Below are 24,862 nucleotides of genomic sequence, written 5' to 3' on the forward strand. Positions count from 1 at the left end.
GCGTCGTCACCTACGCGGCCGCCGTCGGTCGCCGCGGTTCCGGCGTCGCCGCCCTCGCCGTCTCCGGCCGGTCCGGACGCAGCGCCCGAGTCGAAGGCGCCGAAGTCGACCGCGCCGTCGAGGGTCGCCGGGTCGCCGTCGCGGTTCATCGTCGTCGCGTGCAGGAGGTGGTTCAACATCGCCTGCGAGAGCTGGCGGCCCCACAGCGCGTGGCGCTGTCCCTTCCAGCGCTCCTGGTACAGCTCGTCCTCCGCGTCGCGGACGACCGGTTCCGGGTACTCCTGGGCCAGCTCCGCCGCGATCCGGTGGGTGCAGAAGCCGCCCTGACAGTTGCCCATCGAGGCGCGAGTGCGCAGGCGGACCGCGTTGAGGTCGCTGCCCGCGTCGCCGATCGCGTCCCGCACCTCGGCGCGGGTCACGCTCTCGCACTCGCAGACGACCGGGTTCGGGTCGCACTCGTCGAGCACGTCGTCCGCGCGCGACCCGAGCCGCTGGCCGGAGCGACGGGCCACCGGCGAGCGGAGGCCGAACTCGTCCATCAGTTCCTCCATGCGCGCGGGACTCTCCGAGCCCGGCAGCGGCGCGTCGGCGGTGTCACAGGTCGCCTCGTGGCCGAGGATCTCGCAGACGTGGTCGCTGATGGACTCGGCCATCATGCGGTAGGTGGTGAGCTTCCCGCCGACGATGGTCGTCATCCCGGGGAGGTCGTCGCGGTCGCCGTGGTCGAGCAGGAAGTAGTCGCGCGTGATGTCCGTCGGGTCCTCCGTGCCGGTGCCCGGCGGCTCGTAGAGGGGGCGGACGCCCCAGAACGAGCGGAGGGTCCGGGCGTCCTTCAGCGCGGGGATCAGCTCCGAGAGCGTCTCGATCATCAGGTCGACCTCCCACTCCTCCTCGGGGTAGTCCTCGGGGTCGTCGACCTCCTCGTCGGTCGTGCCGAGGATACAGGCCGTCTCGTGGGGCACGACGATGTCGGCGTCGCCCTTCGGTCGACACCGGTTGATCACGGTGTCGACCTGCCGGGTGTTCATCACCGTCATCACGCCCTTCGAGGGGCGGACCTCGACGTCGACGCCGGCCATCTCGCCGACGTTGCCGGCCCACGCGCCGGTCGCGTTCACCACGTGGCGCGCGCGGATCTCCTCGGTCGTCCCGGGCTCGCGGTGCACGCGCTTTCCGGGGCCGGTCTCGTGTTCGACCTCGACGCCGACGACCTCGCCGTCCTCGACGAGCACGTCGGTCACCGGGGCGTGCGTCTCGATCCGGGCGCCGTGCTCGCGGGCGTCCGCCGCGTTGGCGACGCAGAGCCGGAAGGGGTCGACCGCGCCGTCCGGGAGCGCGATCGCCTTCTCCACGTCGCGCGCGAGGTACGGCTCGCGGCGGCGGGCCTCCTCGCCGTCGATCACCTCGGCGGGGATGTCGCACGCGCGGCACCCCTCCAGCTTCTCTTGGAAGTACTCTTCGGAGTCCTCGGGGCGCTTGACGAACATCCCGCCGGTCTCCTCGACGCAGTGGGCGGCGATGTCGCGGAGCACCCGGTTCTCCTCGATGCACTCGCGCGCGCTCTTCCGGTCGGAGACCGCGTACCGGCCCCCGCTGTGGAGCAGCCCGTGCATCCGTCCCGTCGTCCCGTGCGTCAGGTTCCCCTTCTCGACGAGGACGGTGTCGAGCCCCCGTCGAGCCAGGTCCCTGACGACGCCGCAGCCCGTCGACCCCCCGCCGACGACCACGACGTCCACCTGTTGGTCCATGTCCGATCGCTCGGACTCCGCCCACTTTACTTTACCTCCTCCCCGGTGGCGTCGGTAACTATTAGGGTTATTCAACTCTCGAACGAGCCGGTCCGGCGGGAGTTGTTATAAATAACCTTTTTCACTTCCGTCATCTCTCGGATTTTAACAGGAAGATTATTATGGTAGTACATTATGTTCACGAACGGCGTGGTAGCTTCCGTGAAGATATGCCGCGGCGACGCCGTCGCCACGAACGGATCAGCGCCACAGGAGGGATCCAAGACATGACACAGTACGTTGGTGCGATAGACCAGGGGACGACCGGCACCCGATTCATGGTGTTCGACCACGGGGGACAGGTCGTCGCGAACGCTTACGAACAGCACGAACAGATATATCCGAACCCGGGATGGGTCGAACACGACCCGATCGAGATCTGGGAGAACACCCAGCAGGTCGTCCTCGACGGCCTCGCGGACGCTGGACTGGAGGCGAGCCAGCTCGACGCGCTCGGGATCACCAACCAGCGCGAGACGACGATCGTCTGGGATCGCGAGACGGGCAAACCCGTACACAACGCCCTCGTGTGGCAGGACCGCCGGACGACCGACCGCGTCGAGGAGCTCCAGGAGGCCGACATGGTCGAGGAGATCCGCGAGAAGACCGGCCTCGAGGCCGACGCCTACTTCTCCGCGACCAAGACGGAGTGGATCCTCGACAACGCGGAGCCGCTCAAGATGCAGAGCTCCCGCGGCGGCGACCTCCGCGACCGAGCCCGAGACGGCGAGCTCGTCATGGGGACGATCGACTCGTGGCTCATCTACAACCTGACGGGCAACCACATCACGGACGTCACCAACGCCTCCCGAACGATGCTGTACAACATCCGGGAGCTGGAGTGGGACGACGAGCTCTTGGCGGAGTTCGACGTGCCGAAGGAGATGGTCCCCGAGGTGCGGCCCTCCTCCGACGAGGAGTACTACGGCCACACGGACGCCGACGGCTTCCTCGGCGAGGAGGTTCCGGTCGCCGGTGCGCTCGGCGACCAGCAGGCCGCGCTGTTCGGCCAGACCTGCTTCGACACGGGCGACGCGAAGAACACCTACGGCACCGGCTCCTTCTACCTGATGAACACGGGCAACGAGGCCGTCGAGTCCGACCACGGGCTCTTGACGACCATCGGCTTCCAGATGTCCGGCGAGCCCGTCCAGTACGCGCTCGAGGGGTCCATCTTCATCACCGGCGCCGCCATCGAGTGGCTCGAGGACGTCGACCTGATCAACAACGCCGCACAGACCGCCGAGCTCGCCCGGTCGGTCGACTCGACCGACGGCGTCTACATGGTCCCGGCGTTCACGGGACTCGGCGCGCCCCACTGGGACGGCCGCGCCCGCGGCACCATCGTCGGGATGACCCGCGGTACCGGAAAGGAGCACATCGTGCGGGCGGCGCTGGAGAGCATCGCGTACCAGACGCGCGACGTCGCCGAGGCGATGGAGGCCGACTCCGGCGTGGAGACGACGAGCCTCCGCGTCGACGGCGGCGCGGTGAAGAACAACTTCCTCTGTCAGCTGCAGGCGGACATCCTCCAGACGGAGATCGCCCGGCCGGAAGTCGACGAGACGACCGCGCTCGGCTCCGCGTACGCCGCCGGCCTCGCCGTCGGCTACTGGGACACCGTCGACGAACTCCGCGACAACTGGCAGATCGACCGGGAGTTCTCCCCAGAGAAGAGCCAGAAGGAGGTCGACAGGCTGTACGGCCGATGGGGCGACGCGGTCGAGCGTTCCCTCAACTGGGCGCAGGACGACGAGGAGGACGAGTAGATGAACGAACTCCTGCTCCAAGTTCCGATCATCGGGATAGAGGTCAAGCTGTTCGTCCTGCTCGTGATCACCGCGCTCGCCGGCGGCGCGTTCGGCGCCGCTATCGGGGCGCTCCCGGCGTTCATCTTCACCGGCTTCGTCGTCTTTCTCGGCGAGGGGGTCGGAATCCTCCAGCGGCAGCTCGGCACGCTCGACGCCATCCCGGCCGGCGAGCTCGCCGCCGGGATCACCGGCGTGATCGGCTTCGGAGCGATCACCGGCCCGCACATCGCGTTCGCGGGCGGCGTGGCCGCCTCGGCGTACGCGGGCAAGAAGTACCCGGAGATGGAGCCCGACGGCTGGGGCTACCACTTCGGGAAGAACATCCTGTACGCGTTCGGTACGAAGCCGGACATCCTCGCCGTCGGGGCGATCTTCGGCCTAATCGGGATGCTGATCACACAGCTCGCCAACGGCGTCTTCATCAACGTGCTGGAGATGACGCCGCCGACCGACTTCATCGCGGTGTCGGTGTTCGCGACCGCGTTCCTCGCACGGCCCGTCTTCGGGTACCCGATCGTCGGGAAGCCGGCCGGTGACGGGTACTTCGACATGTCGCCGTTCGAGCGCGAGGACCCACACCCGAGGGCCGATAGCGGGGAGGAGGAACACGCCGGCCGCCTCGCGACCGAGCCGTGGCTCCCCCACCAGTACAAGTGGTCGGGTATCGTCACGATCGGGCTCGTGGGCGGCATCCTCGGCGGGTACATCTGGCTGCAGACGGGGAGCATCTTCCTCGGCTACGCCATCTCCGCCATCAGCCTGTTGTTCCTCAACCTCGGGGTCGAGAAGATCCCCGTGACCCACCACATCACGCTGCTCGGCTCCGTCGGCGCCGTGATCGCGGTCGGCGCGTTCGGCGACGTCGGCGCGGCGACGCCGCTCACGTCGGTCGGCACGACCGGTGCCGTCGTCGCGATCCTCTCTGCGGCCGTCCTGGGCGCGCTCAGCGGCCTCATGGGCGAGGTCACCCAGCGGCTGTTCTACTCGCACTCCGGGACCCACGTGGACCCGCCGGCGATGGCCATCGCGGTCATGATGCTCGCCGTCGGGATCCTCGCCATCCTCGGCGTCCTGCCGAACGCCGGGTACCTCTAACGCCGTCAGGGACGCCGACGCCGAGTCGGCTCCCGCGACGGCCGAGGTCCGTCCCGTCACCCGTAGACACCCTCCCGACCAACCGCCGGATCAGCAATGGAACCCAATCCGAGAAGCGAACGGCGACGCCACCGAGCCGACAGCGAACGCTGTGACCCGATCGACGGCGCCACGTCACTCGTCGCCCCCGACGGTGCCGCCGGTCGGGTCGGCCGACCCCGTATCGACTCCGTTTCGTGGCGATTTTATTCGAACGCGCAGGAGGGCCGACCGTGAACATCGACGACCGGATCGAACGTCGACTGGGCTACGACGTCGGGGCCGGCGTGCTCGTCGATCTCGACGCCGTTTCGCCGGTCTCGCACGTGGAGTCTCCGGTCGGACGGGGGCCGTCGTTCGAACGGCTGCTCGACGCCTTCAGCCCGGCGTTCTCCGGCGACCTCCCGCCGAGCACGTACGTGTACGGGCCGAAGGGGAGCGGAAAGTCGGCCATCGTCTCGGCGCTCTTCGACCGTCTGGCGGCCCACAGCGGTCCGCGACGGGCGATCCAGACGTCGACGCGAGCCGTCGAGCCGACGCTCCCGGGGTTCGTCTACGTCGACGCGCGACGGGCCTCGACGCGATTCCGGCTCTACCACGCCGCGCTCGCGGAGATCGGCGACGATCCGGTCCCCGAACACGGCGTCGGCACGGACGAGCTCGCGGACGAGCTCCGAGACGCCGTCCGCACCGGACCGGACGTGACCGTCGCGGTCGACCACACGAACGAGCCGGAGACGCCCGACGCGACGACCGTCGTCGAGTGGCTCACGGACGTCAGCGGACGCATCACGCCGGTGTGTCTCGGCCGCGACCCGCCGGCGGAGATCGACTGGGACCCCGACGCGGTCGTGCCCTTCGAGCCGTACCGACGCCACGTGCTCGTCGAGCTGCTGACGAGTCGGTGTTCGACCGGTCTCGGTCGGGACGCGCTCAGCCACGACCAGATCCGCGAGGTGAGCGAGTGGGCCGACGGCGACGCACACGACGCGCTCGCCGCGATCGCCGGCGCCGCGGTCAGCGCGGAGCGCGCGGGCGCGTCGACGATCCGAGCGACGGACCTCGACGAGGGGATAGCGGGCGTACCGAAACCGGGCGCCTCGCTCGGGCGCGTCCTCGCGCTCTCGGAGAGCCGGCGCCGGCTCCTGTACGAGCTCGTCAGCCTGGCGAAGGACGAGCGGTCGTCGGTTTCGGCGGCGACCGAGACCATCGCCTCGCGTCCCGCGGTCGACCTCTCGGCGTCCACCGTGCGCCGGGTCCTCTACGAGCTCGCGGACGCGGGGCTGCTCGACCGGGTGACGGTCCGCCGGACCGGCGGCAAGGGCCGCCCCCCGAGCCGACTCGTCCCGCGGTTCCCCACCCTCGTGTTCCGGGAGCTGTTCGACCGGCCGTCGTGGTCGGTCTGAGTCGGCGCCGTCAGCCGCTTTTTCGCTCCTCGAACCGTCGTCCGCGAGCGCAAGACAGTTGCGCCCGGCCGCCTCAGCGTCCGTATGGTTCCGCCCCTCGCGTTGGACATCGACGGGACGCTGACGACGCCGAGCGGCCGGGTCGATCCCCGCGTCTTCGAGCTGCTTCCCGACTGGGAGGCGCCGGTTGTGTTCGCCACCGGAAAGGCGTTCCCGTATCCGGTAGCGCTGGCGCACTTCCTCGGCCGCCCCGAGACCGTGGTGGCCGAGAACGGCGGGGTCGCGTACGTCGACGGCGAGACGCTCGTTCTCGGCGACCCCGACGCTCCGCGGGCCGTCGTCGAGGCGTTCAAGGCGCGCGGCGGGGAGGTCGGGTGGGGCGTCGGCGACACGGTGAACCGCTGGCGCGAGACGGAGGTGGCCCTGTCGCTCGACGCCGACGAGGCGCTGTTGCGCGAGGTCGCGGCGGCCGCCGGCGACGTGGAGGTCGTCGACACCGGCTACGCCTACCACGTCAAATCCACCGACGTGAGCAAGGGGACGGCCCTCGAACGCGTCGCCGCCGCGCTCGGGGTGGCCCCCGCCGAGTTCGTCGCGATCGGCGACAGCGAGAACGACGCGTCCACCTTCGCCGTCGCCGGCGAGTCGTACGCGGTCGCCAACGCGGACGCGACGGCCCGCGAGGCGGCGGACGGCGTCCTCGACGGGGCGTACATGGACGGGACGGCGAGGGTCCTCGCCGAACTGCGCGAGCGAGGCGAGTGAGGCGCTCCAGAGCTATCCGCGTTGCCCTGTCGTTCGGTTCTTGTCCGACGATTCAGCATGCCCGTTCATTGAGGGAGGAATTACGTGGCGATCAGGGTGACCGCGACGGCACCGAAGGCGATGCCGAGTACCTTCCTCGCTGTCACTGCTTCCCCGAGGACGAGGATGCCGAGGAGTGCCCCACCGACGAGGAACATCCCGAACACCGGAACGACGATGCTCACCGGACCGGTCGAGAGTGCGCGGAAATACCCGACCATCGCGCCGGTGAGGCAGAGCCCGGCCAACAGTGCGAACGGGACAGACCGACTCGTCAGTGATTGAGCCGACCAGTCACCAAACAGCGCTGCCACGGTCGTCGCGCCGGCGGCCAGCGTGATGACCGCGATCGGCATGACGGTGAACGCTGGCAGATCCTGCAGTGCGATCTTCATGAACAGAAACGCGAACGAATAGCAGACCATGGCCAGCAGGGCCCACAGGACGTAACTCACAACCGCCACTCTCCTGAGTCAGTGCCGCTTCGGTGCCGGGAACTCATAACGCCTGAACGGACATTAGCGAGGTTTGACTAAAAAACCGGTGCTAGCACGGGACGAGTGAAGACGAAAGCGCTCGCTACCTCACCCGTACTGACCGATCCGTGAGCCCCTATATTGACCGCAAGCGGATCAGAATGTATCACCTGTTGAGAAGTTCAACAACGCTCCCTTCGGTTATGCTCCGCCCCGCGTACGTCGTGCAGCGTTCGACGACGTAGGGCCCACGACCGGAACCGACGAGGGCCACGACCGGAACCGACGGGGCCCACGACGCGGTGCCGACGGGGGTCACGTCGCAACCGCTTTGTCGGTCGTCGTCCTGATGACGCCATGACCGGACGGATCGAGGCGGTTCACGTCGCGACCGAGGCGGGGGCGCCCATGGAGGAGCGAGAGCGCGTCGAGGCGGTGTCCGGGCGGGGGCTGCGCGGCGACCGGTACTTCCTCGATCGCGGGACCTACTCGCAGTCGGCCCGGGACGTGAGCCGCGAGCTGTCGCTGATCGAGGCCGAGACGCTCGACGCGGTCGAGCGGGACTACGGGATCGCCGTCGGCCCGGACGAGCACCGGCGCAACCTCACCACCCGAGGTGTCGGGCTCAACCGCCTCGTCGGAACGCGGTTCCGCGTCGGCGACGCCGTCTGCGAGGGCGTCGAGCTCTGCGAACCGTGCTCGTACCTCGAGTCGCTGCTCGACCGCGAGGGGCTTCACGACGCGCTCGTTCACCGCGGCGGGCTCCGCGCCAGTATCGTCGAGGACGGCGCGATCGAGACCGGCGATTCGGTCCTGATCCTCGGCGACGCGCCGGACGCCGCCCGGTCGCGGCTCGAGGACGCGTAGCCGCGGTGACCCGCGTCACCGCGCCGCGTTCCCGCGGTCACGCGTCACCCCTCACGTCGTGAACAGCTCGGTGTCGTCGGGGACGGCGAACAGCCCGAGCCGAACGCCGGCGTCGAGCCAGCCGTAGCCGTACGAGTACGACGCGAGCGCGTTGACCGGGTCGTCGCGCTCGCGGAAGTGCCGGCCGTCCTCGAGGTACGACTCGGCCATCTCGACCACGTCGGCAGCGGCCTCGCCGAGGGGAGTGTCCGCCGGCGGGCGCGGCTCCGCGGCCGCCAGCGCGTCCGCGAGCATACGCTCGTATCGGTCCGTCTTCTCCTCCAGGTCGGCGCTCATGCGCTCCCGTTCCCCCGAGCGACGCAAAAAACCCCTCGGGGGACGCGCCGCGCCGCGCGACGCGGCGACCGGGACGGGGGAGCGCGCCGCCCGAAAGCGCAACGACGATACCCCCGGGGGCGAAAGGCCGGGCCATGTACGAGGCCGTTCACGCCCACCCCGACGGCGACGCGACCGTCGCCCGCCACGCCGCCACCGCGGCCCGGTACGGATACGACGGGGTCGTCGTCCGCACGCGAGGGGCGCTCGCCCCGGCGGGCGCCGTCGGAGGGACCCCGGAGGAGGGCGACGCGGACCGCTCTCGAGAGGCGACGGCGCTCCGCGAGGCGTACGGGATCGACGTCGTCGACGCGGTCGAGATCGACGTCGACGACGCCACGAGCGCCTCCGGCGCGGTCGGCAACTACCGGTCGGCGCACACCGTGGTCTGTCTGGCCGGCGGCGACGGCGGCCTCAACCGGTTCGCGGTCGAGGAGCCGCGCGTCGACGTGCTCGCGCGTCCGATGGACGGGGCGGGAGACTTCAACCACGTCCTCGCGAAGGCCGCGCGCGACAACGGCGTCCACGTCGAGTTCGACCTCGGCCCGCTGCTCCGCGCCACCGGCGGCGAGCGGGTGCGGGCGCTCGCCGACCTCCGGAAGCTCCGCGAGATCGTGACGCACTACGACGCCCCGCACGTCGTCAGCGCCAACCCCCGGTCGCACCTCTCGCTCCGCGCGCCGCGCGAGCTCGTCGCCGCCGCGGAGGCGGTCGGGTTCGACCCCGAGTGGGTCCGCGAGGGACTCCGGGCGTGGGGCGAGATCGCGGCCCGCAACCGGGAGCGGCGCTCCGAGGCCTTCATAGAGCCCGGGGTCCGACGTGGGAGGTATGAAGAAGACGGTTGAGGAGCACGCCGCCCGCTTCTCCGAGAAGGCCGCCGAGTACGACGACTCCAAGAGCGACGAGTACCACGCCTGCGCGGGCCTGGTGACCGAGTACGCCGACCCGAGACCCGACGACGTCGTCCTCGACTTGGGCGCCGGCACCGGCGCCATCGCGCTGGCGCTCGCGCCGGACGCGGAGCGCGTGCTCGCCCGTGACATCAGCGAGGGGATGATGGCCGAGGGGCGCCGAAAGGCCGAGGAGCGCGGCCTCGGGAACGTCGAGTTCGCGTACGGCGAGTTCCGGGAGCCCGAACTCGACCGAGACCAGCGGATCGACGTCGTCACCTCGAACTTCGCGCTCCACCACCTCGACGACGACGGAAAGCGCGAGGCGATCCGCGTGATGGCCGAGACGGGCACCCGACGGATCGTCCTTGGCGACGTGGCGTTCTTCGAGGGGCCGGACCCGGAAGCCCCCTTCTACGGCCCTGACGTCGACGACCCCGCGACCGTGGGCACGCTCGTCGAGGCGTTCACGAGCGAGGGGTTCGCGGTGACGGCCGTCGAGCGCGTTCACGACCAGGTGGCCGTGATCGTCGCGGAGCGGGTCGGCGGCTCGGACGGGGAGTGAGGCGGGACCGATGAAGCACCTCCCGAAACACCTCCGGCCGCGATGGCGGTACCTCGCGGTCGGGATCGAGACCTGGCCCGACGCCGACGTCGGGCGCCGCGCGTTCCAGCGCGCGCTGTGGTACGCCGCGGGCAACCTGATCGGCGACGCCGGCAGCGCCGACGCCGACCTCACGCTGCTCTCTTTCACCCACGCGGACGGGGTCGGCGAGGCGGTCGTCCGCGCCCGACGCGAACACGTCGCCGAGGCGCGCGCGGCGATCGCCTGCGTGAGCGCGGTCGGCGACGATCCAGTCGGGATCCACGTCCGTGGGATCTCGGGGACGGTGCGTGCCTGTGAGGAAAGATATATGGGTCGCGCGGGCGGTACTTCGACACAGCGAGACGTCGCGTTCGCGGACGCCGAGCGGCCCGCTGTCGTGCGCGAGGACGCGTGCGACGTGCGTGTCGAGTCGGGGTACGTCGGCGCGGCGGCGTTCGACACCGAGTGATATCATGCAGGGCCAATCCCAACAACAGGCGTACGACCGCGGAATCACGATCTTCTCTCCCGACGGCAGGCTCTACCAGGTCGAGTACGCCCGGGAGGCGGTGAAACGGGGGACGGCGAGCGTCGGAATTCGCGCCGAGGACGGCGTCGTCCTCGCGGCCGACAAGCGCGCTCGCTCTCGGCTGATGGAGCCGGCGAGCATCGAGAAGCTCCACAAGGCCGACGACCACGTCGGGGTCGCGAGCGCGGGACACGTCGCCGACGCCCGCCAGCTCATCGACTTCGCCCGCCGGCAGGCGCAGGTGAACCGGCTGCGCTACGGCGAGGCGATCGGCATCGAGACGCTGACGAAGACGATCACCGACCACATCCAGCAGTACACCCAGGTCGGCGGGGCGCGTCCCTTCGGCGTCGCGCTGATCGTCGGCGGGATCGAGAACGGGGAGCCGCGCCTCTTCGAGACCGACCCCTCCGGCACCCCCTACGAGTGGCAGGCGCTCTCGATCGGCTCCGACCGGAGCGACCTCCGCGACTACCTGGAGGCGGAGTACGAGGAGGGGATCTCCACCGACGAGGCGGTCGGGCTCGCGCTCGACACCCTCGCGCAGTCGAACGACGGCGAGCTGGCGTCCGACGGCGTCGGCGTCGCCACGATCACCGTCGACGACGGCTACGCCGAGCGGTCGAACGAGGAGATCGAGGCGATCCTCGAGGATCACGGGCTGCTCGCGAGCGACGAAGAAGAGGGCGCGGACGCCGCTGAGGACGCGGGCGACGACGACGTGGAGTAAGGCGCCCGTCGCTCCGGTTTGTAACGCCTCCGCGACGTGTGAGGACCGCGGACGATCGGTGTCCGGTCGGGAGAGTTATGCCGCCGGGGTCCGATCGACGACGCGTGCAGAAGACGGCTCTCATCACCGGCTGTTCCTCGGGTATCGGCCGCGCAGCGGCGCACGCGTTCAACGACGAGGGGTGGACCGTGTACGCGACCGCCCGGAACCCCGCGGACGTCGAAACGCTGGGCGAGGCGGGCTGTGAGCTCGCCACCCTCGACGTGACCGACCAGGGCGACGTCGACCGCGTCGTCGACCGGATACTGGACGAGGAGGGAGCGATCGACGCGCTGGTCAACAACGCGGGGTACGGCCAGTTCGGACCCGTAGAGGACGTGCCGACCGCGAAGGTCCACGAGCAGTTCGACGTGAACGTGTACGGCCCGCATCGGCTGATCAAGGCGGTGTTGCCGGGGATGCGCCGCGAGCGCGACGGGACCATCGTCAACGTCTCGTCGGTCGCGGGACGCGTCTCGTTCCCCGGCGGCGGCGTGTACTGCGGCTCGAAGTTCGCGGTCGAGGCGATGTCGGACGCGCTCCGCAACGAGGTCGCCGAGTTCGGGATCGACGTCGTCGTCGTCGAGCCGGGACCGGTGAAGACGAACTTCTCGAAGCGCGCGCGGTCGGAGGCGGGCGTCGATCCGGACGCGGACGACGCGGGCGGCGATGACGCGCCGAGCGTCGATGAGGACGGGGGCTTCGACCGCTCCGGCGCCTACGAGGAGTTCTACGAGCTGTTCGAGGACGCGAAGCTGGTCGGCGGCGACGGCCCCGGCGCGGTCGAGCCCGAGGTCGTCGCCGGCGCCATCCTGAACGCCGCGAGCGCGACGCAGCCGCCCGCCCGCGTCCAGCCGGGCACCGTCGCCCGCGTCGGCGTGCTCGCGCGGCTCCTCCCCGACGCGCTGCTCGACCGCGGGTACGAGCTCGTCCGGAAGTTCTCGTCGTAGCGTCAGTCGTCGGGGGGCGACTCGACCGCGAACGGACTCTCTCCCTCTCGCCAGTCCCAGCCCGGGAGCCGCGTCTGGAACCCCGCCGCGAGCGCGGCGTCGAGGTCGTCGGCGCCGGCCGCGCCCGCGCCGTCGGCGGTCCCGTCCTCGCTCACGTGCACGTCCACGAAGTGAAACGTCGCCTGTGCGAGCAGCGAGAGCGGTCGCCCGCCGGCGATCGTCGCCGCCAGCTCGCGACCGAGGACCTCATCGACGACGAAGCCGGGGTAGTCGTCGGCGACGTCGAGATCGCGCAGGAGCGCGACGCAGCCGGCGACGTTGACCGCGACCTCGCCGTCCGCGAACACGGCGTCGACCTCGCGGCGGTACGCCTCGGGGGTCACGGAGGCGACCTCCGTCTCGAACAGCGTCCCGAGCCGCTCGCGGGTCTCGTCGATGAGCGGGACGACGACCGGGGCGCGGTCGCGGATCCACGCGTGCTCCGCGCGGACCGATTCGGGGGTGACGCGCATGGCTGTACGTGCGGGTCCGCGGACAAGCGGCTTGCTATTTGCGAAGGGTTTTATAATAGCCGGGATGTACGTTCATTCAAGCGGGTTTTCATAGGCTGTTCCCGCGCGGTACCACCTACGGACAGTACTACCACTATGCCTACCCCGTCACGGTCGACCGCTCGGCGACGAGCCGCGGACCGACGCGCGGACGCGTTCGACGGCGACCCCGACGACCCGCGGTAAGATATGAGTCAAGTCGATAAGCAACTCGATACCCTGAAATCAGAGATCGAACAGGAGATTCCGAACGACATCACGGTCACCGACGTCAAGTACGAGGGCCCGGAACTGGTCGTGTACACCCGCGATCCCAAGCGGTTCGCCGGCGACGGCGACCTGATCCGCCGGCTCGCCTCCAAGCTCCGGAAACGAATCACGGTCCGACCCGACCCGAGCGCGCTCTCTCCGCCGGCGCGCGCCGAGGAGAAGGTCCGCGAGGTCATCCCCGAGGAGGCCGGGGTGACCTCACTCGACTTCCACGAGGACACCGGAGAGATCGTCATCGAGGCGGAAAAGCCCGGCATGGTGATCGGCCGCCGCGGCTCCACCCTCCGCGAGATCACCCAGCAGGTCGGCTGGACCCCCGAGGTCGTTCGGACGCCGCCGATCGAGTCCTCCACCGTCTCGAACGTCCGCGGCTTCCTGAAAAACGAGCGCGAGGAGCGCCGCGACATCTTAGAGCGGGTCGGCCGGCAGATCCACCGCGAGGAGATGTCCGACGACGAGTGGGTCCGGATCACGACGCTCGGTTGCTGTCGCGAGGTCGGCCGCGCCGCCTTCATCCTCTCGACGTCGGAGACGCGCATCCTCATCGACTGCGGCGACAAGCCCGGCGCGGAGGGCGAGGTGCCGTACCTCCAGATCCCCGAGGCGCTCGGCGCCGGCGCAGCGACGCTCGACGCGGTCGTCCTCACCCACGCCCACCTCGACCACTCGGCGTTCGTCCCGCTCCTCTTCAAGTACGGCTACGACGGCCCGATCTACACGACCGAGCCGACCCGCGACCTGATGGGGCTGCTCACGCTCGACTACCTCGACGTCGCCGCCAAGGAGGGGCGGACCCCGCCGTACGAGTCCGCGCAGGTCCGCGAGGCGATCAAACACACCATTCCGCTGGAGTACGGCGACGTCACCGACATCGCGCCGGACGTGAAGCTCACCTTCCACAACGCGGGCCACATCCTCGGCAGCTCGGTGACCCACTTCCACATCGGTGACGGCCTCTACAACGTCGCGTTCTCCGGCGACATCCACTACGAGGACACCCGGCTGTTCAACGGTGCGGTCAACGACTTCCCGCGGGTGGAGACGCTCGTCCTCGAATCCACGTACGGCGGCCGCGACGACTACCAGACCGACCAAGAGGACTCCGAGGAGGCGCTCAAGGAGGTCATCAACGAGACGTACGAGCAGGGCGGGAAGGTCCTCATCCCGGCGTTCGCCGTGGGGCGCTCCCAGGAGATCATGCTCGTGTTGGAGGAGGCGATGCGCGAGGGCGAGATCCCGACGATGCCCGTCCACCTGGACGGGATGATCTGGGAGGCGACCGCGATCCACACGACCTACCCCGAGTACCTCCGCGACGACCTCCGCGACCGCATCTTCCACGACGACGAGAACCCGTTCCTGGCCGAGCAGTTCAACCACATCGACGCCGGCGAGGACGAGCGGCAGGAGGTCGCCGACGGCGACGAGTGCATCGTCATCTCCACCTCCGGGATGATCGAGGGAGGGCCGATCATGTCGTGGCTCCGCCACATCGGCCCCGACCCGAACTCGAACCTCGTTTTCGTCGGCTACCAGGCGCAGGGGACGCTGGGGCGCCGGATCCAGAACGGCTGGGACGAGATCCCGGTCGACGGCTGGGGCGGCGGGAGCCGCGGCGACACGCTCACCCTCCAGATGGGGACGGAGGTCGTCGACGGCTTCTCCGGCCACGCCGACCGACAGGGGTTAGAGAACTTCGTGAAGACGATGAACCCGCGGCCGGAGAAGGTGCTCTGCGTCCACGGCGACGAGCGCTCCGTCCAGGACCTCTCGTCGGCGCTGTACCACGACTACAACATGCGGACGTTCGCGCCGAAGAACCTGGAGACGTTCCGGTTCAAGTAGCGTCTCGCTTCCCCGTTTTCCCGGCGTTGCGTCGACGGGAGTCTTTAACCGGCGACGCCGCGACGACGGACCATGCGCCTCGCGCTCATCGCCCACGATCAGCTGAAAGACGAGATGGTGGAGTTCGTCACGAAACACGCCGCGGCCCTCGACGACTGCGAGCTCGTGACGACGGGAACGACCGGGAAACGCATAACGGAGGAGACCGGCCTCGCCGTGAGCCGACAGGCGTCGGGCCCCTACGGCGGTGACCTCCAGATCGGCGCGATGATCGCGAACGACGCGATCGACGGCGTCGTCTTCCTCCGCGATCCGCTCACCGCACAGGCGCACGAGCCGGACATCTCCGCGCTGCTGCGCGTCTGCGACGTGAAGGACGTCCCGCTGGCGACCAACGTCGCTTCCGGCGAGCTGCTCGTCGAGGGGCTCCTCGACTCGCCGTGACGCGGGGGGCCAGGTATCAGATCGGATAGCCGAGGGCGCGCCGTTTTACGTGGGTCGGTCGTAGCGCGGAGCGATGACCGGTCATCCGATGGCTCGGCTCGCGGCGCTGACGACCGCGCTACTCCTCGTGTCCGCGCTCGTCGCGAGCGGGGCGGTCACGGACGGCGCAGTCGCGGCGGACGGCGCGGAGGCGACCCAGCCCGACGGTGCGGAGCCGGCGGTCGACGGCGACGCTCCAGACGGGCACGCTCAGGCCAGCGAGGCCCCTGACGACGCCGCGTCGCCGCCGACGCGGTGTTTCGCGGGCGACGGGTATCCGATATCGATCGGCGAGACGGGGGCGACGATCGACGCTCGCGTCCACCTGTCCGTGCTGACCGACCCCGCCGCCGGCAACGAGTTCGGGATGGAAGCGACCGGCGCGCTCGACGGCGATACCGTCGTGACGCTCGCCGCGGGGGTCCGGCTCACGGCGCGCGAGGCCGTCTCGAACGGGGTCGACCCGTTCGCGGCGTTCGACGTGCTGTACGCCTACGAGCTCCGGCTCCCGATGTTCGACGGCTCGCTCGAAGACTCGGAGTACCGCGACGACGGCTCCCCGATCGAGTCCGGCGCGGGCGCCGTCGCCTGTTAGGTCCCGGACGGCGACCGAACTCCGCGAACGATCCCCAACAGCTCCCGCCGCGCGTCGTCGGGGGTCCGACCGCCCGGGTACGCCTCGTCGCCGAGCGGGTAGGCGCCCCCGGCGAGGAGGTACTCGTCGGTCGTCCACACCGCGAGCAGCGCCTCGACCGGGACCGGACCGTCGGCGCCGTCCCCGCCGTCGGCCCCGCGCGCCCCGTCGGAGGCGGAGAGGTCGGCGTCGATCCGACACCCGCCCCGGAACGTCCAGAGCGACGCACGCGAGGCGGCCGGGTCGTCGATTGCGATCTCGCGGTCGCCGCGTCGCTCGACCGTCTCGATGCCCCGCTCGGCGAGGCGGTCGCGGAACCCCGCTCTCGCCCGCCGCTCGACCAGCCGAGTGAGCGCCGCGTTCGGCGCGGTGTCGGGCCGGATCTGCAGGCGACTCGCGAAGCAGAACGGTCGCGGCACCGGCGTCTCGGCTCGCTCGTACACGACCGTGCTCGCCGTCACCGAGACGGGGCCGGCGACGAACGCGCGGTCCGTCGCCTGGTCGACGCGTCGCCAGCCGTCGAGGCGGTCGGCGGACACGACGGGCGGGTCCATGGCTCCCGTTCGTCGGCGAGGAAAGTAAAAGCGGGCGCGGACGGGACGGCCGGAGGGGTCGCGGTGTTTCGGTTCGGTTCCGCTCGGTTCAGTGGTCGTCCTCGCGCCACTTGTGCTCGCACTCGGTGCAGACGAAGAAGCGGGTCTCGGACTCGTCGGCCGAGCGGATCTGCTGCATGTACCAGTACGCGCGGTCGTTCCCGCACTCCGGGCAGTGGGCGGTCGTCTGCGGGAGCCCCTTGTCCTCCGCGTCGCTCACGTCGATGATCTCCGACTCGACCTGCGACTCGGTGGTCCACTCGCCGTCGCCGTCGTCGCGACGTATCTCGTGGTCACAGTCCTCGGAGCCGCACACCCAGTGGTCCTCGCCCTCGCCGGACTTCATCATCGAGCCGCACTCGTCGCAGAACTTCATGGCGGAACCAGCCGCGGATCGCATATAAACGGCGGGATCGCGGACGAGCGGGCGCGGGTCGTCGAAGCGCCGCGAGCGTCTCACTCGGCGTCGTCGAGGTGGTCCGCGAGCGCGAACCGGACGCGCTCCTCGTCGCTCCCCTTCGTCTCCCGGCCGGTGACGACGACCTCCCCGATCTCGGCGGTGTTGCCGACGTGGGTCCCCGCACAGGCGGTGCGGTCGTAGGGGTCGGCGTCGCTCTCCGAGATCGCTTCGTCGGCGCCCGACGCGGGTCCGATCTCGACGATCCGGAGCACCTCGATCGAGTCCGGGAGGAGGTGAATGCGCGTTCGCTCCGGGTCCAGCGTCGCCTCCGCCTCGGCGCGGTCCATGACGTAGCTCGTGACGGGGCGCGCGTCGGCGACGAGCTCGGTGAGCCGCGTCTCGATCCGGTCGAGGTCCGCGTCGTCGAAGCGGTCGTACGCCGCGTCGAGGTGCGCGTGGTCGTGGTACAGCTGGTTCCCGGTGGTCTCCGCGTCGAACTCACGCAGGAGGAGCGCCGACAGCAGGTGCTGGGCGGTGTGGTACTTCGAGTGGGCCGCCCGGCGGGCCGCGTCGATCTCGCCGACGACGGCGGTGCCGGGCTCGGGCGGCGAGGGGGCGTCGCCGTCGACCGTCGCGTCGTCGTCGACCGTGGCCTCGCCGTCGCCGTCACCCGCCGGTGCGAGGACGTGATAGATCGTGTCCTTCTTCCGGACGTCGACCACCCGCCACCGGGCGTCTCCCTCCCCGTCGGCGACGCGGAGCGTCCCCGTGTCGTGGGGCTGGCCGCCGCCAGTCGGGTAGAAGTGCGTCCGGTCGAGGACGACGCGGTCGTCGAGCGCGCGCTCGACGGTCGCCTCGAACGTCGTCACCGTATCGTCGGCGAGGTACAGCTCCTCGGTCATACCGGATCGGAGCGCCGCCGTCGGCTTATACCATGCGTCGCAGTTCCGACCAGCGCCGTCACCGACGCAGCGAGACGTCGAGCGCGATCCGGGGAACGTACACCGCGTCGTCGTCAGTGAGGTCGACGACGACGGCGCCGTCGGCGCTCTCGGTCGCGGTCTCGTTGACATCGAACCCGTCCGTCCGATCGAAGTACCGCTCCCACGCGTCGGCGTACGTCGAGTCGATCCGGAGCTCGTAGGGGCCGTCGCCCGCGTCGGTGTAGTCGGAGCCGATGGTCGAACGGCGGCTCGCCCCCACCTGCACGGTCCCGTCGCCGCGCGCAGTCGCGTCGCCGACCGGGTACAGCAGCACGAGCGGGAGGGTGGTCCTATCGCCGGCGGCGACGAACCGCGGCTCCGAGCGCATGACTGCGCCGTCGCCGTCGCCCCGGAACCACGCGCCCGTCTCGTACGCGACGGTCGCGTCGCCGTTCGCGTACGTCAGCGAGCGGTGTTCGCGCTGGAGCACGACATCGCCGGTCTCGTTCCGCAGCGTCACCGTCGTCGTCTCGGTCAGCGACAGCGTCCCGCCGCTGAGCCGGATCTCGGTCGACCTGCCGGGGTCGTCGTAGCGCTGGACGTCCCGCACGTTGTCGTCGAACACGTCGAACGCGCGCTCGACGTTCTCGACCCGCTCGGCCTCCCGCCTGTCCTCCACGCCGGTGATCCCGACCGCGAACACCGTCCCGATCGTGATCGTTATCAGCGAGAACACGAGGACGTACCCGACGACGTCGCTCACCCCGCGGTCGTCCCCGCCGAGGGCGCACCCGCCCGTCCCGCCGATCGAGACGGTCGGCCGGCGGCGTCGGCTCACCGCTCCGTCACCTCCAGTGCGGGGTCGTCGACGGCGTCGCCCTCGTACGCGATCCGGAGCGGTCCGCCGCGCACGCTCCGAGAGCCCTCGGTCACGTTCGCTGCGTGGGGGATCGCCACGCGAACGTCCGGGTCGTCGGTCCGCAGCGTCACGGTCTCGTTGGTGACCGCGATCCGGTACGGACGCCCGGCGACTTGGCTGGGGAGGTCGACGGCGATCGAGACGTTCGACGGAGCGGCGTCGTCGGGGCGATCGACGGCGGCCGCGCGCGCGAGTCGGTCTGCGCTCTCGAGGTTCGCGACGGTCGTCTCCCCGACGACCGCGAGCTCGCCGTGGACGGCCCGGTCGGTCTGCGAGTCGACGACGCCGCCGACGCCGATCACGACCCCGGAGAGCACGGCCGCCCCGATCGCGAGCGTGAGGACGTACCCGACCGCGACGCTCACGCCGCGGTCGTCCTCGCGGAAACCGTCTGCCGCGGGCGCGCCGCGGCGATCGGTTCCTCGGTCACGCCGTCCGCCTCGCCGCCCGCTGCGGTCGCTCCGGTCACGCATCCGGCTCACCCGGGGCGACCCGGACCGTCGTCTCGAACCGCAGCTCCGCGGTCCGGTATCGGAGGTCGATCTCCGCGTCGTACACCGCCGCCGTGGCGTCGAGGTCGGAGGCGACGCCGTCTCCAGACTCCGGGAGTGCGGTCGCGGTCACCTCGCCGTCGGCCGCGTCAGCGTTCTCGACGCTGACGGTGTAGGCGTCCTCGGAGTCGACGAGGTCCGCCGGCCAGAGCCTCGGACAGGACTCGTCGCCGAGCCGCTCGCCGGTCAGGTCGACCGCGACCCGGCCGTCTCCGCTCGCGTCCACCTCGCACAGGACGGACGGTGTCCCCCCGTCGTCGCCGACCGCGACGGTGACCGTGTCGGGCGCCGACTCGTTCCTGTACACGTAGACCTCGTCGCTCCCGCCCCCGGAGACGTCGAGGACGACGTGGAACGCCTCCTCGGGCGCCGCCGACACGTTGGTCTCCGCGAGCGACGACGCGTCGACGTCGAGCACGAATCCGCGGGTTCGGTCGACGTCGGCGGCGACGGTCGTCTCGTTCGCCTCGCCCGGAAGTTCGTCGGCGATCAGGGTACCGTTCCGGATCCCCGACGGGTCGGTCTCGAGGCGGAGGGTCCCCCCTCTCCCCGCGTACGTGCGGAGGAGGTCCTGGTCGAGGTCGGCGATCCCGTCGTCGACCGCGTTCCTCACGTCGGCGTGGGTGCTCTCGTTCGTGGCGTTCCGGTTCGTCGCGTCGACGAGGGTGCCGGTCCCCTCGACCGCCGCCGCCCGCACCTCCAGCGCCTCGCCGTCGGCCGACTCGACGCCCCGGGTCGCGAGGTTCTCGCTGTAGATCGTGGCGTTCAACAGGACCACGAGCGTCACCAGCGAGACGGCCATGACCAGCCCGGCGACGAGCAGGAGCTGTCCGCGGTCCGCGTCGCGGAACCGGCCGTCGCTTCCGGATCGGCCTCGCTCCGGGGACGGAGGGCTCACATCCGCCATACGGTGATTCGCACCTCCACGTGGTCGTACACCGCGCCGTCGGCGTCGGACGCGGCGTAGAACGCGCCGGGGTCGCTCCCGTCGGCCAGTCCCGCCAGCGTCGTCTCCTCGTACCCCGGGGCGGTCAGGTTCGCGTCGTCCGAGAGCGACACCGCGCGGCTCGCGGTCACGGCGTTGTCGCTCGGCGACCCCATGTCGACGACGTCGGTCCGGTTCCGGTCGCCGTGGCGGACTTCGACGTTGAACGCGACCCGCCTGTCGAGGAACGTCCGGTTCAGCGCCTCGCCGAACGAGTTCGGCGGTCCGCCGCGGGTGTAGGTGTCGAACTCCGGGTGGCTCCCCGCGAACGTCTCGTTCTCGGGGTTCCAGTAGAGCAGCGCGTCCCGAAGGTCCCCGTTCTCGGCGCTCGTCGCCAGGAGGTCGGTCGCGACCGCCCGCTGCTGGTTCTCGATGTGCTGGTTGGAGGTGCTGGCGGAGAGCGGCGTCACCGCCGTCGCCTGCAGCGCGAACGTGAGCCCCGCGACGAGCAGTATCGCGGCCGCGAACGCCTCCAGCGTGTGCGCCTGCGCGCGGTCGTCGGTCGAGCGCACGGTCACCACACCCGCACCGTGAGTCGGTACTGCGTCCCGTCGATCGAGACGAGTCGCCGCGAGACGGCGACGTCGTCGCCGCCGGTCGCGCCCGCCTCGTCCGTCGATCGGGAGAGCTCGACGTCCCCGAACGTCCCGTGGCGCGTCGTCACGTCGATCGACGACGGGTTCTCGCTCGGAGTCTCCTCGTCGAGCGCGTGGATCACGACCTGGACGTCCCCGTCGACCCCGAAGCGGTCGGCGGGACTCTCGGTCACCCGCTCACAGCCCGCGTCCGTCGCGAGGCTCTCGTCCGACTCGAAGAACGCGACGGTGCAGGCGGGCGACAGCACGCCGGGCTCCGCCGGCGACGCCGCGAGGACGTCGCCCGCGATCCCGGCCGCGACGCGGTCGCTCACGAGCGGCGAGGCGGTCTCGGCCGCGGTGAACGGGTCGAACAGCGTCGGGACGAACGCGACGACGAACGCGAGCGTCAGCAGGAACACGCCGGCGCCGACGGCGAAGTCGATCGGGGTCTGCGCGCGGGCGCTCGCTGAGCGGGGGCCGACGCCGATCGCCCGCCGATCACCCCACATAGATCCACACCCCCAGCGCGAGCGTCATCAGGATCACGGCGAACTTGACCCCCGAGATGATGTCCGCGTTCCGGATGTAGCCGCTGATGAACCCGGAGAGTACCGCCTGCAGGGTGACCGCGTGGAAGAAGAGCATCGAGAGGACGTCGGGGTCGACGCCGCCACCGCCCCCGAAGCCGGCGCCGCCGCCTCCGCCCCCGGCCGCCCCGCCGTCCGCCTGCGAGGAGAGCCCGCCCATCACGTCGATAAACTGGGTCTGGAGGATCGCCATCACGCCGAGGAGGGTGACGTACGTCATCACGATGATCGCCACCTGCATCCGGGTGCGGGAGATCCGTTCGCGCTCGATGTCGTCCTGGTTCTCCGAGGCCTGCGCCGCCGTCGTCAACACGTCCGTGATCTGCGAGGAGGCCTCCTGCGCCTCAGAGATGAGCTTCACCGTCCGGGCGAGCCGCGGGACCGCGTACTTGTTGTTGAACTCCACCATGGCGTCCCGGAGGCTCATCCCGTAGTTCACCTTCGCGTGGAGCACCTCGAACTCCTCGGCGAGCTGTCCGGTGGAGGTCTCCGAGACCGTCTGCACCGATTCGAGCAGCGTCTGGCCCGTGTCGTTCGCGGAGGAGAGCTTCCGCAGGCTCTCGGAGAGCTTCCCCGTGATCGCCCGCTTCGAGCGCTGACTCCACTCGTAGAACGCCGCCAGCGGGACCATCACGAGGTACGCCGGGACGTAGATCCAGACGAACGCCGACCACACCGGGCGGTCGACCCAGCCGTCGAAGGACGTCGGCGCGTTGCCGGTGAGCGCCGCGACGCCGACGATGACGGTCGCGGCCGGCACGGTCAGCGCGAGCGTGTACAGCGGGTTGTCGCGCAGGAACAGGTGCGGCGCCGACACGATCTGTTTCGTCTTGTACGTCCCCTCGCGGTCGCGGATCCGGTCGAAGACGCCGAACCGACCGACGAACCCCTCGATCAGTCCGAAGTGGAACAGCCCTTCCTGGCTCGTCTGCCTGAGCCGCTCGCTTCCCCCGTCGGGGTGGAGGTAGCCGTCGCCGGGCTCGTCCTGCTTGACGGTGGAGACGAGCACGAGGAAGCCGACCCCGGTCAGCGGGATCAGGACGTACACCGTCGCGTACAGCAGGAAGTCGTCGGACTCGCCCATCATCCCCATGATGACGAGGATGATGATGAGGAGGAGCGGAAACAGCGAGAGCGTCATGTACATCTCGCCGAACAGCTCCAGCGTCTCTAAGGTCATCTCGCGCTCCTGTTTGGACGTGCGGAGGTGTTTCTCCTTTTTGTCCTTCAGGAAGCTCTCCATGTCCCCGCCGGAGTTGACGATCGAGAGCATGTCGGCGAGGAACTGCGAGAGCTCGTCGGAGGGGGTCTCCAGCGACTGCTGGCGGATCGCGTTTCGGTAGTCGGTGCCGAAGTACTCCGTCTCGTTGACGATGCTCTGGAACTCCCGGGACACCTCACCGTAGGTGTCCTCCGCCGTCGCCATCGCGCGGAGAATCTCGAGCTGGTTGAGCCCGCCCACCGACAGTGCGTACATGAACGAGACCGAGTCCGCCAGCAGGAGGTTGATCTCGCGCTTCCGCGAGGACGCCCGCGAGTAGGGGATCGCGACGAGGGTGCCGAACCCGAGCGCGAACCCGATCGAGCCGAACACGAGCCCGCTGATCAGCACCGCGGTCGGCACGACCAGCGACCGGAGGAGCTCCTGGATCGCCGGCGTGGGGGCCGGCATGCCGAGCGACAGCGCGCTCGGGTCGATCAGCCCGAACGAGAACACGCCGTACCCGATCAGCGTGCCCAGCGCCCAGAGGAGCCCGCCGGCCAGCAGCCCGGCGCCGAGCGCCCGCGAGACGTACATCTCCACCTGGTCCGGCATCCGAGCCTCCGCCAGCTTGCGCTCGACGTCCCCCACGAAGTCGCTGTCGGAGTCGAACAGCAGCTCGAAGACGGGGTAGAACAGCTCCGCCAGGACGTCGCCGTCCGCCGAGCCCTCGCCGACCCCCGTATCGAGGCTCACGTCGCCTCCCCCGTCGCGGACATGACGCTACCGGTCCTCCGGGGACTCGACCGCGCCGAACCCCCACTCGTCGATGTCGTCGTCGGTCGCTTCGTCGTCCTCACGCTCCGACTCGGCCGCTCCCTCCGATTCGCCCTCACCCTCGCCGTCTCCGTCGTCGCCTTCGTCGCCGTCTCCGTCGCCTCCCTCGACGACCTCGCCAAAGGCGCTCTCGACCTCGTCGCTCTCGGCCTCGTCGCGCTCGGCCTCGTCTGGAGTGGTGTCGGCCGCCTCGGTGTCTTCACCGGGAGGGCCCTCGGCCGTCTCCGCTTCTGCGGCCGGACCAAACACGTCGACTCCCTCGTCGAAGGGCTCGTCGAAGTCGATCGCGCCGCTCCCGTTGCCGCGATCGCCGTCGGCGTCGTCCTCCGGACCGCCGACGTCGACCTCCGGACCGTCGGCCGTCACCTCCGATCCGTTCCCGCTCGCCCGTTCGGCCTCGATCGGAGTTCGGTCGCTCGCGACGACACCCGGCCCGCGGTCGATCGGACTCGCGTCGGCGACGCCGTCGAACTCGTCAGTCGAAGGGACGTCGGCCGTCTCGCCCGTCGGCCCGTCGTCGGTTGCGGCCTCGCCTCTCGCGTCGGTCTCGAGTCGCTCGGGACCGGTCGCCTGGGGGTGAAGCGCCGCCGCCTCGCGGGCGGTCTCCGCGAGCGTCTCGTGGTCGGCGTCCGGCGTCGCCTCGACGTCGGGGGCCGGGACCACGTCGAGCAACGCGTCGGCGACCGAGTCGGGCAGCCGACCGTGGTACTCCGCGAACAGGTCCTCCGCGTCTTCGAGGATCCGTTCGACCTCCTCGCGGCCCGCCGCGTCCGGGTCCGGTCGGGGAACCATCGCCTCCTTCTCGCGGTCAACGTTGATGAGGACGGACTCCATCTCGCGGAGGTCCTCCAGCGAGCGCTCCAGCTGCTCGTTGGCCATCAGCGCGAGCACCGTCTCCGGGTCGTTGATGAACGCCTGGAACGTCGCGGCCACCTGCGCGTAGCTGTTGAGCCCGCGGTCGATGAGGTACGCCAGCACGACCCGACGCTTCCGGAGCTCGGCGTCGAGCGTCGCGCGGCTCCACCCGCGGTCGAACATGATGTCCTCGAGGGTGTTCGAGTCGCCCATCTGGAGGAACTCGTCCGTCTCCGCCTGCCACTGAAACACGTCCTGAACGTTGA

General features: G+C 70.2%; 26 protein-coding genes and 1 pseudogene. 13 read left to right on the plus strand and 14 right to left on the minus strand.

Annotation, left to right across the window (positions count from 1 at the left end; genetic code table 11):
* Positions 1-1,748 (minus strand): anaerobic glycerol-3-phosphate dehydrogenase subunit GlpA (gene glpA, locus U4E84_RS11850; protein WP_322532304.1); only part of this gene is annotated, 1,748 nt, incomplete at its 3' end.
* A 266-nt stretch (positions 1,749-2,014) separates the two neighbouring features.
* Here glpA and glpK point away from each other — a divergent pair.
* From glpK to U4E84_RS11870, 4 genes are all read left to right on the plus strand, one after another.
* Positions 2,015-3,556, plus strand: a complete 1,542-nt coding sequence (gene glpK / locus U4E84_RS11855) for a glycerol kinase GlpK (protein ID WP_322532305.1) — start codon at positions 2,015-2,017, stop codon at positions 3,554-3,556.
* Positions 3,557-4,693: a hypothetical protein gene (locus U4E84_RS11860; protein WP_322532306.1), complete on the plus strand. Its 1,137-nt coding sequence runs from the start codon at positions 3,557-3,559 to the stop codon at positions 4,691-4,693.
* A 272-nt stretch (positions 4,694-4,965) separates the two neighbouring features.
* On the plus strand, positions 4,966-6,138 hold the full coding sequence (locus tag U4E84_RS11865) for an AAA family ATPase (RefSeq protein WP_322532307.1): 1,173 nt from the start codon (positions 4,966-4,968) through the stop codon (positions 6,136-6,138).
* A gap of 84 nt (positions 6,139-6,222) precedes the next feature.
* Positions 6,223-6,903 carry an HAD-IIB family hydrolase gene (locus U4E84_RS11870; protein ID WP_322532308.1) on the plus strand — a complete coding sequence of 227 codons (681 nt, stop codon included), beginning with the start codon at positions 6,223-6,225 and terminating at the stop codon, positions 6,901-6,903.
* A gap of 80 nt (positions 6,904-6,983) precedes the next feature.
* Here the strand turns inward: U4E84_RS11870 and U4E84_RS11875 are convergent, their stop codons facing one another.
* The gene (locus U4E84_RS11875) at positions 6,984-7,397 is read right to left on the minus strand and encodes an EamA family transporter (RefSeq protein WP_322532309.1); all 414 of its coding nucleotides are present in this window, start codon (positions 7,395-7,397) and stop codon (positions 6,984-6,986) included.
* Between the two features lie 378 nt (positions 7,398-7,775).
* On the opposite strand from U4E84_RS11875, the gene U4E84_RS11880 reads away from it, so the two are divergent.
* Positions 7,776-8,285 (plus strand): MOSC domain-containing protein, encoded by a 510-nt coding sequence (locus U4E84_RS11880; protein WP_322532310.1) that lies wholly within the window; start codon positions 7,776-7,778, stop codon positions 8,283-8,285.
* A gap of 51 nt (positions 8,286-8,336) precedes the next feature.
* On the opposite strand, the gene U4E84_RS11885 is transcribed toward U4E84_RS11880, so the two are convergent.
* On the minus strand, positions 8,337-8,621 hold the full coding sequence (locus U4E84_RS11885; protein WP_322532311.1) for a DUF357 domain-containing protein: 285 nt from the start codon (positions 8,619-8,621) through the stop codon (positions 8,337-8,339).
* 134 nt (positions 8,622-8,755) lie between these two features.
* Here U4E84_RS11885 and U4E84_RS11890 point away from each other — a divergent pair, with 134 nt between their 5' ends.
* From U4E84_RS11890 to U4E84_RS11910, 5 genes are all read left to right on the plus strand, one after another.
* Entirely contained in the window at positions 8,756-9,505 is a 750-nt protein-coding gene (locus tag U4E84_RS11890) for an RNase P subunit p30 family protein (protein ID WP_322532312.1), read from the plus strand.
* Positions 9,489-10,115 carry a class I SAM-dependent methyltransferase gene (locus U4E84_RS11895; RefSeq protein ID WP_322532313.1) on the plus strand — a complete coding sequence of 209 codons (627 nt, stop codon included), beginning with the start codon at positions 9,489-9,491 and terminating at the stop codon, positions 10,113-10,115. Before U4E84_RS11890 ends, U4E84_RS11895 begins: the two co-directional genes overlap by 17 nt.
* Positions 10,116-10,125: 10 nt before the next feature.
* Positions 10,126-10,605: an Rpp14/Pop5 family protein gene (locus tag U4E84_RS11900; protein WP_322532314.1), complete on the plus strand. Its 480-nt coding sequence runs from the start codon at positions 10,126-10,128 to the stop codon at positions 10,603-10,605.
* Between the two features lie 4 nt (positions 10,606-10,609).
* On the plus strand, positions 10,610-11,395 hold the full coding sequence (gene psmA, locus U4E84_RS11905) for an archaeal proteasome endopeptidase complex subunit alpha (protein ID WP_322532315.1): 786 nt from the start codon (positions 10,610-10,612) through the stop codon (positions 11,393-11,395).
* Positions 11,396-11,472: 77 nt separating this feature from the next.
* The gene (locus U4E84_RS11910) at positions 11,473-12,384 is read left to right on the plus strand and encodes an SDR family oxidoreductase (protein ID WP_322532316.1); all 912 of its coding nucleotides are present in this window, start codon (positions 11,473-11,475) and stop codon (positions 12,382-12,384) included.
* Between the two features lie 2 nt (positions 12,385-12,386).
* Here U4E84_RS11910 and U4E84_RS11915 read toward each other — a convergent pair whose 3' ends face one another.
* Entirely contained in the window at positions 12,387-12,896 is a 510-nt protein-coding gene (locus U4E84_RS11915; protein ID WP_322532317.1) for a hypothetical protein, read from the minus strand.
* Between the two features lie 228 nt (positions 12,897-13,124).
* Between U4E84_RS11915 and U4E84_RS11920 the strand changes: the two genes are divergently transcribed.
* The 3 genes from U4E84_RS11920 to U4E84_RS11930 all read left to right on the plus strand — a co-directional run bounded on the left by U4E84_RS11920 (position 13,125) and on the right by U4E84_RS11930 (position 16,128).
* Entirely contained in the window at positions 13,125-15,050 is a 1,926-nt protein-coding gene (locus U4E84_RS11920) for a beta-CASP ribonuclease aCPSF1 (protein ID WP_322532318.1), read from the plus strand.
* Between the two features lie 72 nt (positions 15,051-15,122).
* Entirely contained in the window at positions 15,123-15,494 is a 372-nt protein-coding gene (locus U4E84_RS11925) for a methylglyoxal synthase (protein ID WP_322532319.1), read from the plus strand.
* Between the two features lie 73 nt (positions 15,495-15,567).
* The gene (locus tag U4E84_RS11930; protein ID WP_322532320.1) at positions 15,568-16,128 is read left to right on the plus strand and encodes a hypothetical protein; all 561 of its coding nucleotides are present in this window, start codon (positions 15,568-15,570) and stop codon (positions 16,126-16,128) included.
* On the opposite strand, the gene U4E84_RS11935 is transcribed toward U4E84_RS11930, so the two are convergent.
* The 10 genes and pseudogenes from U4E84_RS11935 to U4E84_RS11980 form a co-directional block, all read right to left on the minus strand.
* Positions 16,125-16,721, minus strand: coding sequence for a hypothetical protein (locus U4E84_RS11935; RefSeq protein ID WP_322532321.1), 597 nt, complete (start codon positions 16,719-16,721; stop codon positions 16,125-16,127). The two genes, U4E84_RS11930 and U4E84_RS11935, sit on opposite strands and share 4 nt — an antisense overlap.
* Before the next feature lie 88 nt (positions 16,722-16,809).
* Positions 16,810-17,136, minus strand: a complete 327-nt coding sequence (locus U4E84_RS11940; protein WP_322532322.1) for a transcription factor S — start codon at positions 17,134-17,136, stop codon at positions 16,810-16,812.
* Between the two features lie 80 nt (positions 17,137-17,216).
* Positions 17,217-18,062, minus strand: coding sequence for an alanyl-tRNA editing protein (locus U4E84_RS11945; RefSeq protein WP_322532323.1), 846 nt, complete (start codon positions 18,060-18,062; stop codon positions 17,217-17,219).
* A 58-nt stretch (positions 18,063-18,120) separates the two neighbouring features.
* Positions 18,121-18,921, minus strand: coding sequence for a hypothetical protein (locus U4E84_RS11950; protein ID WP_322532324.1), 801 nt, complete (start codon positions 18,919-18,921; stop codon positions 18,121-18,123).
* Positions 18,918-19,367, minus strand: coding sequence for a hypothetical protein (locus U4E84_RS11955; protein ID WP_322532325.1), 450 nt, complete (start codon positions 19,365-19,367; stop codon positions 18,918-18,920). Before U4E84_RS11955 ends, U4E84_RS11950 begins: the two co-directional genes overlap by 4 nt.
* 100 nt (positions 19,368-19,467) lie before the next feature.
* A complete protein-coding gene (locus U4E84_RS11960) occupies positions 19,468-20,460 on the minus strand; it encodes a hypothetical protein (RefSeq protein ID WP_322532326.1) in 993 nt (330 codons plus the stop codon).
* Positions 20,448-21,050 carry a hypothetical protein gene (locus tag U4E84_RS11965; protein ID WP_322532327.1) on the minus strand — a complete coding sequence of 201 codons (603 nt, stop codon included), beginning with the start codon at positions 21,048-21,050 and terminating at the stop codon, positions 20,448-20,450. Before U4E84_RS11965 ends, U4E84_RS11960 begins: the two co-directional genes overlap by 13 nt.
* A 2-nt stretch (positions 21,051-21,052) precedes the next feature.
* Complete coding sequence (locus U4E84_RS11970) at positions 21,053-21,625, minus strand: hypothetical protein (protein WP_322532328.1); 573 nt, start codon at positions 21,623-21,625, stop codon at positions 21,053-21,055.
* The gene (locus tag U4E84_RS11975; RefSeq protein ID WP_322532329.1) at positions 21,615-23,660 is read right to left on the minus strand and encodes a type II secretion system F family protein; all 2,046 of its coding nucleotides are present in this window, start codon (positions 23,658-23,660) and stop codon (positions 21,615-21,617) included. The genes U4E84_RS11970 and U4E84_RS11975 overlap by 11 nt, the downstream gene beginning before the upstream one ends.
* Positions 23,661-23,687: 27 nt before the next feature.
* Positions 23,688-24,862: pseudogene (locus U4E84_RS11980) on the minus strand (secretion system protein E); the annotation flags it as partial.

The sequence above is a fragment of the Halorubrum sp. AD140 genome (assembly GCF_034497445.1).
Taxonomy (GTDB): domain Archaea; phylum Halobacteriota; class Halobacteria; order Halobacteriales; family Haloferacaceae; genus Halorubrum.